This is a genomic window from Micromonospora sp. NPDC049089 (assembly GCF_040648775.1).
Classification (GTDB): Bacteria; Actinomycetota; Actinomycetes; order Mycobacteriales; family Micromonosporaceae; genus Micromonospora.
The window spans coordinates 2,830-17,968 of sequence record NZ_JBEZEH010000150.1; the positions used below are offsets into that span (position 1 = coordinate 2,830).

The 15,139-nt window shown below is 71.0% G+C and carries 14 protein-coding genes and 1 pseudogene; 7 read left to right on the top strand and 8 right to left on the bottom strand.

Features of this window, described 5'->3' with window-relative positions; genetic code table 11:
* Positions 1-317: 317 nt before the first annotated feature.
* The 3 genes from AB0B48_RS23320 to AB0B48_RS23330 all read right to left on the bottom strand — a co-directional run bounded on the left by AB0B48_RS23320 (position 318) and on the right by AB0B48_RS23330 (position 3,349).
* Positions 318-683: a WhiB family transcriptional regulator gene (locus AB0B48_RS23320; protein WP_030490434.1), complete on the bottom strand. Its 366-nt coding sequence runs from the start codon at positions 681-683 to the stop codon at positions 318-320.
* A gap of 130 nt (positions 684-813) precedes the next feature.
* Positions 814-1,062, bottom strand: a complete 249-nt coding sequence (locus tag AB0B48_RS23325) for a hypothetical protein (protein ID WP_357204779.1) — start codon at positions 1,060-1,062, stop codon at positions 814-816.
* 121 nt (positions 1,063-1,183) lie between these two features.
* On the bottom strand, positions 1,184-3,349 hold the full coding sequence (locus tag AB0B48_RS23330; RefSeq protein ID WP_357204781.1) for an ATP-dependent DNA helicase UvrD2: 2,166 nt from the start codon (positions 3,347-3,349) through the stop codon (positions 1,184-1,186).
* 92 nt (positions 3,350-3,441) lie between these two features.
* Between AB0B48_RS23330 and AB0B48_RS23335 the strand changes: the two genes are divergently transcribed.
* Complete coding sequence (locus tag AB0B48_RS23335) at positions 3,442-3,684, top strand: mycoredoxin (RefSeq protein WP_112681335.1); 243 nt, start codon at positions 3,442-3,444, stop codon at positions 3,682-3,684.
* 259 nt (positions 3,685-3,943) lie between these two features.
* On the opposite strand, the pseudogene AB0B48_RS23340 reads toward AB0B48_RS23335, so the two are convergent.
* A pseudogene (locus AB0B48_RS23340) lies at positions 3,944-5,137 on the bottom strand (MFS transporter); the annotation flags it as partial.
* Positions 5,138-5,351: 214 nt separating this feature from the next.
* Between AB0B48_RS23340 and AB0B48_RS23345 the strand changes: the two are divergent.
* The 3 genes from AB0B48_RS23345 to AB0B48_RS23355 all read left to right on the top strand — a co-directional run bounded on the left by AB0B48_RS23345 (position 5,352) and on the right by AB0B48_RS23355 (position 7,155).
* Positions 5,352-6,332 (top strand): helix-turn-helix transcriptional regulator, encoded by a 981-nt coding sequence (locus AB0B48_RS23345; RefSeq protein ID WP_357204783.1) that lies wholly within the window; start codon positions 5,352-5,354, stop codon positions 6,330-6,332.
* A 74-nt stretch (positions 6,333-6,406) separates the two neighbouring features.
* Positions 6,407-6,646 carry a DUF397 domain-containing protein gene (locus tag AB0B48_RS23350; protein WP_357204785.1) on the top strand — a complete coding sequence of 80 codons (240 nt, stop codon included), beginning with the start codon at positions 6,407-6,409 and terminating at the stop codon, positions 6,644-6,646.
* 233 nt (positions 6,647-6,879) lie between these two features.
* Complete coding sequence (locus AB0B48_RS23355) at positions 6,880-7,155, top strand: hypothetical protein (protein ID WP_357204786.1); 276 nt, start codon at positions 6,880-6,882, stop codon at positions 7,153-7,155.
* Between the two features lie 128 nt (positions 7,156-7,283).
* Here the strand turns inward: AB0B48_RS23355 and nudC are convergent, their stop codons facing one another.
* The 4 genes from nudC to AB0B48_RS23375 form a co-directional block, all read right to left on the bottom strand.
* Positions 7,284-8,243, bottom strand: coding sequence for an NAD(+) diphosphatase (nudC, locus tag AB0B48_RS23360; protein WP_357204788.1), 960 nt, complete (start codon positions 8,241-8,243; stop codon positions 7,284-7,286).
* A gap of 37 nt (positions 8,244-8,280) precedes the next feature.
* Positions 8,281-9,624, bottom strand: a complete 1,344-nt coding sequence (locus AB0B48_RS23365) for a pitrilysin family protein (protein WP_357204789.1) — start codon at positions 9,622-9,624, stop codon at positions 8,281-8,283.
* Between the two features lie 114 nt (positions 9,625-9,738).
* Positions 9,739-11,049, bottom strand: coding sequence for a pitrilysin family protein (locus AB0B48_RS23370; RefSeq protein ID WP_357204791.1), 1,311 nt, complete (start codon positions 11,047-11,049; stop codon positions 9,739-9,741).
* Between the two features lie 10 nt (positions 11,050-11,059).
* The gene (locus tag AB0B48_RS23375) at positions 11,060-12,175 is read right to left on the bottom strand and encodes an LLM class flavin-dependent oxidoreductase (protein ID WP_357204793.1); all 1,116 of its coding nucleotides are present in this window, start codon (positions 12,173-12,175) and stop codon (positions 11,060-11,062) included.
* Positions 12,176-12,348: 173 nt separating this feature from the next.
* Here AB0B48_RS23375 and AB0B48_RS23380 point away from each other — a divergent pair, with 173 nt between their 5' ends.
* Genes AB0B48_RS23380 through AB0B48_RS23390 form a run of 3 tightly spaced genes read left to right on the top strand, consistent with a single transcriptional unit; the run spans position 12,349 to position 15,063 of the window.
* Positions 12,349-13,413 (top strand): ABC transporter substrate-binding protein, encoded by a 1,065-nt coding sequence (locus tag AB0B48_RS23380; protein WP_357204795.1) that lies wholly within the window; start codon positions 12,349-12,351, stop codon positions 13,411-13,413.
* Positions 13,410-14,189: an ABC transporter ATP-binding protein gene (locus tag AB0B48_RS23385; protein ID WP_357204796.1), complete on the top strand. Its 780-nt coding sequence runs from the start codon at positions 13,410-13,412 to the stop codon at positions 14,187-14,189. The genes AB0B48_RS23380 and AB0B48_RS23385 overlap by 4 nt, the downstream gene beginning before the upstream one ends.
* On the top strand, positions 14,179-15,063 hold the full coding sequence (locus tag AB0B48_RS23390) for an ABC transporter permease (protein ID WP_357204798.1): 885 nt from the start codon (positions 14,179-14,181) through the stop codon (positions 15,061-15,063). Before AB0B48_RS23385 ends, AB0B48_RS23390 begins: the two co-directional genes overlap by 11 nt.
* Positions 15,064-15,139: the final 76 nt, after the last annotated feature.

Genomic DNA, 15,139 nt, shown 5'->3' on the forward strand with positions numbered 1-15,139 from the left:
CCGGCGCGCGCCGGGGGGGTTTTCCCGGTGGGGCGGGGGGGGGGCCCCCCCCCCCCCCCCCCTTCTGCGTGGGGTGGTACTAGAGAACGCCCAGGTCGCGGGCCGCCTGGTTGCGGCTGGTCATGGCGACGGTACGGGCGGATCGGGTTGCCTCAGTGCTCGTGGTGGTACGACCGGCCTGAGGCCGACGCATTCGAGCCCGGGACAACGCTTCGTGGAGTAGTTGCATCTCAAAGGCTCCACTCGGAACGTTCAACATCGTTTTCTCACTCACTGCCGGTGTGCCACCGGCGTAGTTGGAACGGGTCGGGAACATGTCAGGCTGCCAGCCGGACCGCGCCACGCACCTCCGACAGCCCACTGGCCGCCAGGCGCGCCTCGGCCTCGACCCGAAGCTCGGCGTCACGGGCGACGTCCTCCTTGCGCGGACGGCCACGGGGCCGCTTACGCGGGACAACCGCGCCACGCTCAAAGATCTCGCCGCCCCAGACGCCCCACGGCTCCGCTCGCTCAACGGCTCCAGCCAGGCATTCGACACGCAGCGGGCAGTCCCCGCAGAGTGACTTGGCCAGCTCAAGCTCGGTGGGCGAGTCGGAGAACCACAGGTCGGGGTCGAACTTCCGGCAGGGCAGGTTCGCCTCCATCTCGACGCTCATGTCGAGGGGGGCCAACGCCAGACTCATCTCCCGGTCACCTCTCTCTCACTTCGATCTCGTGGATCGCATTCCGACGTACTTACGGCGGGCAAAAAACTGAGGCCGCGGATCCCGGTAAGCGGGTTCCGCGGCCTCGAGGTGAGCCGGAGTCTGATGGTCAGACCGGTTTACCTCGAGGTGGAACGCCGCGGACATCCATGCGCTTCTTGGCGACCTGGATGCCATTGCCCGTGAAGCCACTGGTCCCCTCGACTCCAGCGGGCGCGACGGTCAGGGTCAGCTCGGCCTGAACCTGGTGCACCTGTGGAACCGACGGTCGTGCAGCCGCAAGGGCCACCCGGACAGCCGACAGCGGAGCGCAGACAGACGGCATCGCCGCCAGACGCTCATAGGTGAAGATCTTCACGGGTGCCACCTCCCTCACGTTCCTCGAATCGACTGGACCGACCTCGTGAGCAGCCGGAATGGCGCCGCTCGCGTGGTGTGTCCTGAGGCTATTCCTCGCGCCGGGGCGAGGGCAAACGAATTTACGACGAGATTTCGAAAGTTTTCTCCGGGCAGACATCGTCCACCCCGGCGCCGGCTACGAGGGCCAGCACCGACTCCCCGTAGAGGCCCAACTTGCGAGGACCGATACCGGCGATGGCGATCAGCTCCTCCGACCGGCCCGGTCGCCGCTCGGCCAGGGCGACAAGCGTCGCGTCGGTGAAGACCACGTAGGCCGGGACCTTCTGCGCACCGGCCACCCGCTGCCGCCACTCGCGCAGCCGTTCGTGCAGCTCATCGTCTATGTCGGACGGGCAGGTGGGGCAGCGGCCGAGCTTGCGGTCCGGGCCGGCGAGCAGGGTCGCGCCGCAGATCCGGCAGGAGACGATCTGGGTTCGCCGACGCTCGGGACCGCGGGCCGGACCGGTGCCGCCGGTCGCCCGTTCCGTGCCGCCGGTGCGGTCCAGTTGGGGCAGGAACCGCGACGGCCGCCGGGCCCGTCCGCCCGGCGAACGCGCCGCGGCGTACGACAGCCAGAGCCATTCCCGGGCGCGGGTGATCCCGACGTAGAGCAGCCGGCGCTCCTCCTCGACCTGTTCGACGGTCTTGGCGTAGGTGGTGGGCAGGGTGCCCTCGGCGAGGCCGACCAGGAAGACGGCGTCCCACTCCAACCCCTTGGCCGAGTGCAGGGACGCCAGCGTCACGCCGTCCACCGTCGGCACGTGCTGCTGGGCGGCCCGGCGCGCCAACTCCTCGGTGAAGTCGGTGAGGGTGACCGGGCGCTCCACCGAGGCGGCCTCGCCGATCGGCACGACCTCGGGGGTGGCCGCGTACTCCTCGGCGAGCTGGACCAGCGCGGACAGCGCCTCCCATCGCTCGCGGGCGGCGCCGCCGGCCGGGGGCGCGTCCGGGGCCCAGCCGACTGCGGTGAGCGCCTCGACGACGGCGGCCGGCAGCGGTGTCTCCCCCGGGATCGAGCGGGTGGACGCCCGCAGCGCCACCATCGCCTGGCGCACCTCGGTCCGTTCGAAGAACCGCTCAGCGCCCTGCACGACGTACGGCACCTCGGCCTCGGTCAGCGCCTTCTCGTACGCCTCGGACTGCGCGTTGACGCGGAACAGCACGGCGATCTCCTTCGCCGGTGTGCCCGCGTCGATCAGCGACCGGCAGCGCGCGGCCACCGCGTTCGCCTCGGCCGGCTCGTCGGTGAAGATCCGCAGGTCCGGCTCGGGGCCGGGTGGGCGTTGCCCGCTCAACTCCAGCCGCAGGCGCGCCTCGGTGCCCCGGGCCTGGGAGATCACCGCGTTGGCCAGCCCGACCACCTGCGGGGTGGAGCGGTAATCACGGACCAGCCGGACCACTGTGGCGTTGCGGTGCCGGCGGGGAAAGTCGACCAGGTACGCCGAGGTCGCCCCGGTGAACGAGTAGATCGTCTGGCTGGCGTCGCCGACCACGGTCAGGTCGTTGCGGCCGGCCAACCAGGCGTCCAGCAACCGCTGCTGGAGTGGGTTGACGTCCTGGTACTCGTCGACCACGAAGTGCCGGTACTGGCTGCGGATCTGCTCGCCGACGTCCGGGTGCTCCTCGATGCCCCACACCGCGGCCCGCAGCATGTCCTCGAAGTCGATCACGCCGTTCGACCGTTTGAGCTGCTCATACGCGGTGAACACGTCGGCGACCTTCGTCGGCTCGTGCGGTGTGTCGCGCAGGGCCCGGGCAGCGGCCACCACGTATTCGGTCGGCTCGACCAGCGACGACTTCGCCCACTCGATCTCGCCGGCCAGGTCGCGGGCGGCGGCCCGGTCGGTACGCAGGCCGACCCGCGCGGCGGCGAGGGTGACCAGTCGTACCTTGCTGTCCAGCAGTTCGGGCATGGCGCGGCCGGACAGCAGCCGGGGGGCGAAGTACCGCACCTGGCGCAGCGCGGCCGCGTGGAACGTCCGCGCCTGGACACCCTGCGCCCCGAGCAGAGTGAGACGGTGTCGCATCTCGGCGGCGGCCCGGGCGGTGAAGGTGACAGCGAGCACGTGGCGGGGGGAGATCTCCCCGGAGAGAGCCCGGTGGGCGATTCGGGAGGTGACCGCCCGGGTCTTGCCGGTGCCGGCGCCGGCCAGGATGCAGACCGGGCCCGCAGGTGCGGTCACGGCGGCGCGTTGCTCCGGGTCCAGCCCGGCGAGCACCTGTTCCGACGCTGAGTGAACCACCACAACCAGGAATCATCTCAGCTCCTCCCAGCGTTGCAGCGAACAGCCTCGGCTTGATCCCCAAGTCGCGGCCGGAGGAGTTGGAGGATCCGACCATGCTGACGATGTATTCCACCCCCTGGTGCGGCTATTGCCACCGGCTGAAGTCGCAGCTCGACCGGGAGGGCATCGGCTACGAGGTGGTCGACATCGAGCAGGACCCGAAGGCCGCGGACTTCGTGATGAGCGTCAACGGCGGCAACCAGACGGTGCCGACGCTGCGTTTCGCCGACGGCAGCGCCCTGACGAATCCCTCGATCACCCAGGTGAAGCAGCACCTGGAGACGCTCAACGCCTGATCCGCCGGTTCATTCTCGGTGCGCGGCCGCCCCACCCGGGGCGGCCGCTCGTCGTGTTCGGGAACGGGTCACGGTGACCACTGTCGGTGGGTGCCGGAAGCCCGGGCCGGTCGGCGTCCTCGGCGGGACGGCGGGGTGCCGGGAGCCCGGACCGGTCGGTGTCCTCGGCCGGACGGCGGGGTGCCGGGAGCCCGGACCGGTCGGTGTCCTCGGCCGGACGGCGGGGTGCCGGGAGCGTCGGGCGGGTGGGCGGTGTCGGCGGGCGGGCCCCGGCCGGGGCGCTCAGGTGCCGGCCCCGCCACAGGTAGCTGCCGGCGGCCAGGGTGGCCGCCCCGACCAGCGCGAACAGCAGCCGGTAGTCCAGGAACCCGACCAGCAGGGCCCCCGCCCCGATGGAGACCGCCTGCGGCCCGCGGACCACCGCCTGGGTGGCGGCGGCGACCCGGCCGACCAGCGAAGGCGGCGTGCGGCGCTGGATCAGCGTGTGCAGACCCACCATCGTCAGCGGAAGCGAGACCCCGGCCAGCAGCACCGCCGCGAACCCGAGCCACAGATCGGGGAACGCGAGCGCGAGCGCGGCCGGAGCGAAGAAGGCGACCCCGGCGGCCAGTGTGCCGACCTCTCCGAGCCGGCGGACCAGCGTCGGTGAGAAGAGTCCACCGAGCAACCCACCGATGCCCTGCACTGTGAACAGCACCCCCACGAACGCGGCATCCCGGTTGAGCCCCTGGTCGACGTAGGCGAAGATGAGCGACTCGCTGAAGCCCATCACCAGTGACCCGAGCCCGTAGCCGAGCAGGGCCCGCCGCAGGGCCGGCTCGCCGGCCAGGTGCCGCAGACCGGCGCCCAGTTCGGCCGGCCACCGCAGCCGGACGGCCGGTGGCCGCTGCTGCGGCGTGGGCAGCGCGGTGACCACCGCCGCCGCGATCAGAAATCCGACCATGCCGATCCCGGCCAGCGCCCATCCGCCGAGCGCCGCGTAGAGCGCCGCGCCCACCAGCGGGCCGACAAGTCGAATCCCCTGACGTACGGTCTGCAGAACGCCGTTCGCCTCGGCCAGCAGCTCGATCGGCACCATCTCGCGAATGAGTCCACTGAGGGCCGCGCCGAGCGTGATGGACGAGAGTCCGTACAGGGCCGCCACCAGATAGACGACCCAGACGTCGCCCGCGTCGCGGACGGTGAACAACGGGGCGAGCAGGGCTGCGGTGACCACGTTCGCGGCCACGAAGAACGGTCGGCGCGGGTAACGGTCGACAACCCAGCCGACCAGCGGCGCCATCGTCATCGGCGCGATGACCGCGAAGATCGTGGCACCGGCCAACCCGTTCGAGCCAGTCAGCTCCTTGACCCAGATGGCGAGTGCGAGCAGCAGGATGGACTCGGCGGTCATGCTCGCCAGCAGACCGCCGAAGAGCAGGCGGAAGTCGGGTCGGCGCAGGATCGTGCGCATGGGTCCCTCCGGCGGAATGGCGTGCCCGGGTGGGCGAGGTCGACGGGCCGCGACCGCGGGTCCGTCGTCATCCGGCATTCCCGTGGTGCGATTTTCGCAAGACACGCCCTCGCCGGAACCTCCGACACCGGTCGCGCCGTCCATACTGACCGTGGGGGGCGAATTTCATACAGTTACCGTCGCGTCTGCGTCGGTCGACGGGAAAGAGGACACTGTGCCTCCTGCCGCACCCAGCCCGATCCTGCGTCGTCGCCGGTTGGGCATCGAACTGCGCCGCCTACGTGAGGCCGCGGGCCTCACCGGCGATCAGGTCATCGAGCGTATCGGTTGGGCCTCCGCGTCCAAGCTGTCCCGCCTGGAGAACGGCCGCAGCCGACCGGACCCGCAGGACGTCGGCGACCTGCTCGACCTCTACGGCGCCGACCAGGCACTGCACGACGAGCTGCTGGGCATCACCAACGAGGCCGGCGACATGCGCGGCTGGTTGAAGAACTTCCCGGTGATGACGCAGCAGCAGCGCGGCTGGGCCGAGTTGGAGGCGGGCTGCGCGGAGATCTCCGAGTACAACCCGGTGCTGGTGCCGGGCCTGTTGCAGACCCCCGGTTACGCCCAGCTCCGGATCGTGTCGGCCCGGCAGGTGAACGCGGGCGCGGGCGAGCCGGAGCCCGGCGACGAGCCGGAGACCGAGGTGCAGGCGCGGCTGGCCCGCCAGTCGCTGCTGACCCGCGAGCCGCACGCTCCCCGCTACACGGCCGTGTTGGAGGAGGCGGCTCTCGGCCGCCGGGCCGGGCCGCCGGAGGTGCTGCACGAACAGCTGCTCCAGCTCTGCGAGTTGGCGCTGCTGCCGAACGTGGCTCTGCACGTGCTACCCCGGGACACCCAGATCGGCGATTGGTACCTTCCGCCGACCGCCTTCTCGGTCTATCGGTTCGCCGATCCCCTCGATCCGGAGACATTGGCCATCGAAGGTGGCTTCACCGACGTCATGTCGACCGAGGCAATCACGCTAAATCGCTATAAAGTGGTGTTCGAGTGGCTATGCAAGGCGGCACTTAACGCCTCGGACACCCTCTCCTGGCTGATCGAGGCGACGGGACGGCTGACCGAGGCAACGCCCCCATCCACAGTGGCGTTCGGTCCGGCAACGGCGCCGACCCAACGCCGCCGGGAATCGGGGCGACTGACGGACCGGTGATCCACGGGGGACCTGCCGTCGGGACGTGCGGCACCACTCGTCCCATCGGATCGCTGCACATCAGGAGCAGAACCATGAACGAAATCCGCAACACGCCGTCCGTCTCCGCCCACTCGTTGGCGGACGCCCCGTGGCGTACCAGCACACGCAGTCAGACCTCCAACTGCGTGGAGGTCGCCCCGCTGGCCGCCGGCCCGTCGGCGGTCGCCCTGCGCGACAGCAAGGACCGGGGCGGCCCGGTGCTGCTGTTCAACCGCGCGGGATGGCTGGGCTTCATCACCGGGGCGAAGAAGGGCCAGTTCGATCTGAACTGATCCGGTGACTGGTACGGGGCCGTCGGCGCACTGCCGGCGGCCCCGTCGCGTCGTACCGCAGGCTCGGTCGCTCCGCGACCCGCGACCCTGCTGAGCAGGCATCCGCCGATCGGACGAGGCTCGAAACCGATAGGCGCGTTTCAGTTGCTGCGACGAACACGGGGCGTAACATGGCCTCGAGTACGTGGAACTTCCACACTGGCTCATCCGTCGCGGTTCATCCGGAGACCCACATGCGGTTCCTGATCGTTCGCACCGACATCCGCGCCGTCGCTGACGGGGACATCGCCGCCGCCTGGGCGGACGGCCACCGACTTCGCGACGAGACGACAACGCCCGAGCCGCGCCGGCAGACCGTGCACGCCGAGAACCGGGACGCCGCGCTGCAACTGGCCCGCGCCCTGGCCACCGTCGGCGCGGTCCGCGCCGGCAAGCAACGGGTCAAGGTCCTCCCGCTGATCGAGTCGCGGCCCGCCTTCCGACACAGACCGGGCCGCGCCGGCACCTGATTCCACAGGTCGTCCGTCGTGGTCGGACCGGCTCCCCCGCCGCGTTTGATCGCACCCGCTGACCACGACGGCCCGTGTTCCCGGCCCGTGACCGCCGCGGCAACGGCGGCCACGGGTCGGGACCGTGCTCAGCTGTCGGCGTCCGTCCAGCCGTCCAGCCAGCGGTGAATGAGAAACAGCGCGATCGACGACGGAGGCGGCAGGATCAGCCGGGCCCCGTCGCCCACGTCCACCGTCTGCCCGGCCAACGCCGCCCCGATCTCCCGGCGGGAGAACCACCGGGCGTACGCGATCTCGGACGGGTCGACCCGCACCGGCTCGGCCGGGTCGGCGGTGGCCAGGAAGCCCAGCATCAGCGAACCGGGGAACGGCCAGGCCTGGCTGCCCACGTACCCGATGCGCTCGACGCCGATGCCCACCTCCTCGCGGACCTCGCGCAGCACAGCCGCCTCCGCCGACTCCCCTGGCTCGACGTAGCCGGCCAGGCAGGAGTAGCGGCGACCACCCGGGGTGCCCTGCCAGCCGGCGTTGTTGCCGAGTAGGCAGTGGCCGTCCGGGCCGTCCACGCCGTCGTGAACGAGCACGATCATCGCCGGGTCGGTACGCGGCCAGATCCGCCCACCGTTGCGGTCCACCCGGGACCAACCCGCCTCGTCCATCGCGGTCGGCGCGCCGGTACTCGTCGAGTAACCGTGTCGGGTGTGCCAGTTGACCAGCGCCAGCGCGGTGGTGAAAATGCCGGCCTCCCGGTCGGCGAGCAGGTGACCCACCTCCCGGAGGTGGACCGCCCGGGTCCCCGGGATCGCCGGAAGAGGCGCGTCGACAGCGAAGACCGGCACCCCGTCCGGCTCGACACCCAGGAACATCGCCACCGACTCCGACCCGGCGGGCACGTCAGCCGCCCCGAACAGCACCAACGTCGGAGGCGACGTCTCGGTGCGGGCCAGCGTCCGACCCTCGTCGGTCGAGTCGAGCAGCAGCACCCGGGCGCGTAACCATGCCTCGGTCAACCACTGCGGGTCACCCCGCCGGTGCGCGGCCCGATCCAACGTGGACCGCGCCAACGGCGGCGCCGCCTCCCCGCTCACGCCAGCGCCCCGCTGCTGAGCCCCATGGCCTGCTCGCTCACGCCTGCTGCTCGGTCTGCACAGTGGTCAGCGCGGCAAGCCCCGGGGTCACCCGCTCCGCGTCGCCGAGCACCACGATCGCCGCCCGGGCCGGGGCCAGGTAGCGGGCCGCCGCCTGCGCGACGTCGTCGATGCTTGCCTTGGCCAACCTCGCCGCGTACTCGGCGAGGAAGTCCAGGCGCAGACCGTTGCCGGCGTACGCGCTGGTCAACGCCGCCAACCCGGCCTGGGTGGACATGCCGAGCTGGAGGGTGCCCAGGGCGTACTGCCGGGCCTGCTCCAACTCCTCGGGCTTCGGCGGCAGCGACGCCAACCGACCCAGCTCGTACGTCGTCTCCAGCAGCGCCGGGCCGGTGACCTCGGTGGCCACGTCGGCGGCGGCGACCAGCACCGACCCCGCGACGGAGTGCTCGATCACCGAGTGCGGGCCGTACGTGTAGCCCTTGTCCTCGCGGATGTTCTCCACCCACCGGGAGGAGAAGTAGCCGCCGAAGATCAGGTTGGCCAGTTGCAGTGGGGCGTGGTCCGGGTCGGTGCGCGACACCGCCGGCAGCGCGATCCGCAGCGAGGACTGCACTGAGCCCGGCCGGTCGACCAGCAGCAGCGGCCCCGGCTCCAGTGGCGGTGTCGCCGGCAGTTCGGCCACCCGCCCGGCACCCGACCAGCCACCGAGCGCCCGCTCGGCCGCGTCCAGTGCCTTCTCCGGCTGGACGTCACCGACCAGCACCAACTGCGCGCCGGTCGGGTGGACCCGCTCCGAGTGCAGGGTGCGCAGCGCCGCCGGTCGGACGGCACGGATCTGGCCGGGCTCCGGCGTCTGCGTCGCGTACGGGTGCCGGCCGTAGATCCGCTTGAGCAGCGCCTCCCGGGCCAGGTGCGAAGGCTGGCTCTGTGCCACCTGGATCCGGTCGACGAGTCGGTCCCGTTCGGTGGCCACCTCGTCACCGGGATAGCTGGCGCCGGTCAGCACCTCGGCCAGCAGCTCCAGCATCCGGTCCAGACCGGTGACCAGGCCGGCGCCGGAGAGCATCAGCCGGTCCGGGTCGACGCCCGCGGAGAGCCCGCCGCCCACCTTCTGCAACTCGGCGGCGATCTGCACGCTGGACATCGACTCGGTGCCGGAGAGCATGGTCTGCGAGAGCATCGCGCCGCGGGCCAGGTGGACCCGGCCGAACGGCACCCAGAGCCGCAGTTCGACAAGGGGTACGGCGGGCCGGCGTACGGCGATCACGGTGAGGCCGTTGCGCAGTGTGCGCTCGGCCTGCTTGGGCACCTTGAGCTTGCGGTTCGGCCCGAGCGGCGGCAGCGTACGCGGGCCGGCAGGAGCAGTAGCGATACTCACTGTGTCACCTTCGTTCGCGACTGTGGGGCTCGCAAAACCGGCTCACTCCTCGCGCTCACTGTGTCACCTTCGTTCGCGACTGTGGGGCTCGCAAAACCGGCTCACTCCTCGCGCTCACCGAACGCCTCCGGCGATGACCTCGATGGCGGCCCGGCGCTCCGGGCGCAGGGTGGCCGCGGCGGCCCGGACCTGCTCCTCGGTGACCTCGCCGACCAGCCGGGGCAGTTCGTTGAGCAGACCCGGTTCGCCGCGTTGCTGCTCCAGCACTGCCATGCGTAGCGCCCGACCGAGCACCGCGTCGGTGTCCCGCAGCAGGTGGGTCGCCATCCGGGCCTGGGTGCGGGCCAGCTCGCCGTCGGTCAGCCCGTCGGTGGCCAGCCGGTCCAGTTCCTCGTCGATGGTGCGCAGCACCTTGTCCACGTCGCCACCGGGCGGCAGGTGCGCCTGCAACAGCAGCGCGGTGGGGTCGCGGACGTCGAACGGGTCGCCCATGAAACCGAGGTATCCGCCGAGGCTGGTCACCGTGCGGTCCCGCTGCACCAGTCGTTCGACCAGCCGCGACGCGTCGCCGTCGGTGAGCACCTCGGCCAACACCACGTACGGCAGGTAGCCGTCGAAGTCGGTGACCGGATCGGGCACGCGCCAGGCGCCGGCCACCGCCGGCAGCGGCGCCAGGGCGTCGGTGTACGAGGTGCGCCGCTCGGCGGTCAGGTCGGGCTCGGTGAAGTCGGGCCGTTGCGGTGCCGGCCGGGCCGGCACGTCGCCGAAGTGCCGGGTGACCAGCTCGGTCGCCTCGGCCACGTCGATGTCCCCGCTGACGGCCAGTACGGCGTTGCCGCTGGCGTAGTAGCGGCGGAAGAAGTCCGCGGCGTCGGCGACGGTCGCCGACTCCAGGTCGTCGAAGGAGCCGTAGCCGTCGTGGGCGTTCGGGAAGGTGTCGAACATGACCGGAGGCAGGGTCAGCCAGGGGAAGCCGCCGTACGGCCGGTTGAGCACGTTGACCCGGATCTCCTCCTTGACCACGTCGACCTGGTTACGCAGGTTCTCCTCGGTCAGCCGGGGGCCCCGCATCCGGTCCGCCTCCAGGAACAGCGCGCGTTCCAGCGCGTTGCTCGGCAGCGTCTCGAAGTAGTCGGTGTAGTCCAGGTGGGTGGAGCCGTTGAAGGTGCCGCCCGCCCCCTGCACGTGCCGGAAGTGGGCCAGCTTCTCCAGGTTCTCCGAGCCCTGGAACATCAGGTGCTCGAAGAGGTGAGCGAAGCCGGTACGCCCCTCCGGCTCCGAGCGGATGCCCACGTCGTAGACCACCGCCACCCCGATAACCGGGGCACTGCGGTCGGGGGTGAGCACCACCCGCAGGCCGTTGTCGAGGTTGAACCGCTCGACCGGATACTTCGTCGCTGGAATTCTGGATCTCCGCGCCGCCACGGAGTCGACCCTAGCGCGTCGACACCTTCGCCACCCGCGACCTTCCCGGAGCCGCCGCGACCGGGGCTGTCACCAGGGGCAGCACCTCGCCGCCGACCCGCTCGGCCTCCTCGCGGTGCGGCCAGCCGGAGAGGATGAACTCGTCGACGCCGAGCGCGGCGTACTCGTCGATCCGGGCCGCGACCTCGGCGTAACTGCCGACCAGCGCGGTGCCGGCGCCCTCGCGGACCAGGCCGACGCCGGCCCAGAGGTTCGGTGCGACGGTGAGGCCGTCGGTGCGGCCGGCGTTCAGCGCGGCCATCCGGGTCTGACCCACCGAGTCCATCCGACGGAACCGGGCCTGGGCGGCGGCGATCCGCTCCGGGCTCATCCCGGCCAGCAGCCGGTCGGCCTCGGCCCACGCCTCGGCGCTGGTGGGGCGGGCGATGACGTGCAGCCGGAGGCCCGTGCGCAGGGTGCGGCAGTGCTCGGCGGCGAGCGCCCGGACCCGGGCGACCCGGGCCGCGATCGACGTCGGTGGTTCACCCCGCATCAGGTACACATCGGCCTGCCGGGCGGCCACCGATTCGGCAGCCGGGGACGCGCCGCCGAAATAGACCGGCGGCGGCGCCGCGAGTGGGGTGGCCAGGCCACCGCCGTCGACCCGGTAGTGCTGTCCGGCGTAGTCGAACGGCCCGCCGGCCCAGGCACGGCGAAGCACCTCGACGAACTCGCCGGTGCGCGCGTAGCGGTCGTCGTGCCCGAGGAAGTCGCCGTACGCCCGCTGCTCGGCCGGGTCGCCCCCGGTCACGATGTTGAGCGAGAGCCGGCCGCCCGAGATGGCCTGGAACGCCTCGGCCTGTTGGGCGATCAGGGTAGGCAGCGCGAACCCGGCCCGGACCGCGACCAGCATGCCGAGCCGTTCGGTGTGCTGGGCGACCGCGGCGCAGACGATCCACGGGTCGGGGCAGCCGGCGCCCACCGGGGTGAGAACGGCGGTGAACCCGTTCGTCTCGGCGGCCCGGCCAACCTCGGCCAGGTAGGCCACCGTCGCGGCCCGGTCGTGCCTCGCGGCGCCCGCGGTGACGGTGGCGGCACCGACCTGGTCGCCGTCGCCGGAGGTGGGCAGGAACCAGTGGAAGGTCATCGCGAAGTCGCCTCTCTGCCGGTGACCGAACGCCGATTACCCTAGCAAGCTGGTAGGAAATACCGACATAATTGAGATGCTCCATCCCGCCATGTGGATGGGCCTTGACGCTGACCGCAGCCTGGCCCACTCTTCCTACCAACTAAGTAGGAATACTGCGGATTGGATGGACGATGAGACGGCTCCCCCTGCGCCGGTTGGTCACCCTGGCCACCCTCGCCGTGGTCGGCGCGGCGACCCTGGGCAGCACCGCCGCGTGCGGCGACGACAGCGAGGGCGCGGGCGGCAGCTCCGGCCCGGTAACGCTGCGCCTCGGCTACTTCCCCAACATCACCCACGCGCCGGCCGTCGTCGGCGTGGAGAAGGGCATCTTCACGGAGAAGCTCGGCTCCAACGTCAAGCTGGACCCGAAGACCTTCAACGCCGGCCCGGCCGCCATCGAGGCGGTCTTCTCCGGTGCGCTGGACGCCACCTACATCGGTCCGAACCCGACGGTGAACGCCTTCTCCAAGTCCAAGGGCGAGGCGGTCCGGGTCATCTCCGGCGCGGCCTCCGGCGGCGTGGCGCTGGTGGTCAAGCCCACCATCACCGGCGTGCAGGACCTGAAGGGCAAGAAGATCGCCACCCCACAGCTGGGCAACACCCAGGACGTGGCGATCCGGTACTGGCTCAAGCAGCAGGGCCTCACCACCACCAAGGAGGGCGGCGGCGACGTCAAGATCGTGCCGCAGGAGAACGCCCAGACCATCGAGACGTTCAACAGCGGCGCGATCGACGGTGCCTGGGTGCCCGAGCCGTTCGTCTCCCGCCTGGTCAACGCCGGCGGCAAGGTGCTCGTCGACGAGCGCGACCTGTGGCCGGACAAGAAGTTCGTCATCACCAACCTGCTGGTAAGCACCAAGTTCCTCAAGGCGCACCCGGACGTGGTGCAGAGGCTGGTCGACGGTCAGGTGGCCGCCAACGAGTTCGTCAACACCAAGCCGGACGAGGCGCAGCAGGCCATCTCCGACGCGATCGGCAAGATCACCGGAAAGCCGCTCGATTTGAAGCTCATCAAGCAGGCGTGGCCGACGTTGGAGTTCACCAACGACCCGATCTCGTCCTCCCTGAAGGCCGGGCTCGACCACGCCGTCGACGTCGGCCTGACCGAACCGGTGGACCTCAAGGGCCTGTACGACCTGAAGTACCTCAACAACGCGCTCAAGGCGCAGGGCAAGCCCGAGGTCGTCCAACCATGACGTCGACCACGACGACGCCGCAGAGCGCGACCACAGCGGTCGCGCTCTCCGGCGTGACAAAGGTGTACGGGCGCGGGGCGAACGCCGTCCTGGCCCTGGACGGAGTGTCGCTGGACGTCGCACCCGGCGAGTTCGTCTGCCTGGTCGGCGCGTCCGGCTGCGGCAAGAGCACCCTGCTCAACCTGGTGGCCGGGCTGGACCGGGTCAGCAGTGGGCAGATCACCCTGGGCGGCGACGTCAACCCGGGCCTCATGTTCCAGGAGCCGGCGCTCTTCCCGTGGCTGACCGTCGACGCCAATGTGGAGGTGCCCCTCAAGCTTCGCAAACTGCCCCGGGCCCAGCGTCGTGAGCGGGTGGCCGAACTGCTGCGCACCGTCCACCTGGCCGACTTCGGCCGTAAGCGCCCGCACGAGCTCTCCGGCGGGATGCGGCAGCGTGTCGCGCTCGCCCGCACGCTGGCCCTGGACACTCCGGTGCTGCTCATGGACGAGCCGTTCGGCGCGCTGGACGCGATGACCCGGGACATCCTGCACGACGAGTTGGAACGGATCTGGTCCGAGCGCAAGCTCTCGGTGCTCTTCGTGACGCACAACGTCCGCGAGGCGGCCCGGCTGGCCGACCGGATCATCCTGCTCTCCAGCCGACCCGGCCGGATCATCTACTCCACCGAGGTGAACATCCCGCGCCCTCGCCGGATCGACTCCCCCGAGGTCGCCGCCATCGCCGCCGAGGTCACCGAGCGGCTCCGTACGGAGGTGGGCCGCCATGGCCAGTGACACCCTCACCAGTTCGGCGCGTACCGACGCGGAGATCACCGGCCTCGACGCGCTGGAGATCGCCGGTCGGGACAAGGAGGTCTCCCGGGGCGCCCGGATCTGGGCGGCCACCTGGCCCAAGCTCGCCGCACTGGCCATCGCCATCGCAATCTGGCAGGCCGTGGTCTGGACCGGGTGGAAGGACCCGTGGGCCCTGCCGGGCCCAGGGCCGGTCTTCGCCGACCTCGCCGACTACTTCCTGAGTCAAGCGCTCTGGGACGGGCTGGCCACCACGGCACGGCGTGCGGTGATCGGCTTCACCGCCGCAGTGGCCGTCGGCCTGCTGCTCGGCCTCGGCGTCTCTCGGTCGAAGGTGCTCCGGGCCGCCATCGGGTCCATGATCACGGCACTACAGACGATGCCGTCGATTGCCTGGTTCCCCCTGGCGATCCTGCTGTTCGAACTCAGCGAACAGGCGATCTTCTTCGTGGTGGTGCTCGGTGCCGCGCCGTCCATCGCCAACGGTGTCATCCATGGCGTGGACTACGTCCCGCCGCTGCTGCAGCGTGCCGGCCGCAACCTGGGTGCCCGAGGTCTGAACCTGTACCGGTACGTCATCGCGCCAGCCGCGCTGCCCGCGATCGTCGCCGGCCTCAAGCAGGGCTGGGCCTTCGCATGGCGCAGTCTGATGGCCGGTGAATTGCTCGTGGTCATCGCCGCGCGAACGTCGATCGGCGCACAGCTCACCTACGCGAGAGATTTCTCGGACGCGGAACGGCTGATGGCCATCATGATCGTCATCCTGGTCGTCGGACTCCTCGTAGACACCGCGTTCGGCGCTGCGGACAAGGCGATCCGGCGCCGTTGGGGCGTACTGGACCAGGCTGGTCAGTGACGTGTTCGTCTCCGCGCGCAGCGACTACGCGCTCCGGGCGATGCTCGCCGTCGCCGCCGCCGGTGGTGGCGGCGAC

What these genes read in the sequence shown, in the direction of transcription:
- AB0B48_RS23320 (WP_030490434.1), bottom strand. Translation starts at nt 683, where the DNA reads ATGAGTCTGGCGTTGGCCCCCCTCGACATGAGCGTCGAGATGGAGGCG.
- AB0B48_RS23335 (WP_112681335.1), top strand. Translation starts at nt 3,442, where the DNA reads ATGCTGACGATGTATTCCACCCCCTGGTGCGGCTATTGCCACCGGCTG.
- AB0B48_RS23350 (WP_357204785.1), top strand. Translation starts at nt 6,407, where the DNA reads ATGAACGAAATCCGCAACACGCCGTCCGTCTCCGCCCACTCGTTGGCG.
- AB0B48_RS23355 (WP_357204786.1), top strand. Translation starts at nt 6,880, where the DNA reads ATGCGGTTCCTGATCGTTCGCACCGACATCCGCGCCGTCGCTGACGGG.
- AB0B48_RS23375 (WP_357204793.1), bottom strand. Translation starts at nt 12,175, where the DNA reads ATGACCTTCCACTGGTTCCTGCCCACCTCCGGCGACGGCGACCAGGTC.
- AB0B48_RS23380 (WP_357204795.1), top strand. Translation starts at nt 12,349, where the DNA reads ATGAGACGGCTCCCCCTGCGCCGGTTGGTCACCCTGGCCACCCTCGCC.
- AB0B48_RS23385 (WP_357204796.1), top strand. Translation starts at nt 13,410, where the DNA reads ATGACGTCGACCACGACGACGCCGCAGAGCGCGACCACAGCGGTCGCG.
- AB0B48_RS23390 (WP_357204798.1), top strand. Translation starts at nt 14,179, where the DNA reads ATGGCCAGTGACACCCTCACCAGTTCGGCGCGTACCGACGCGGAGATC.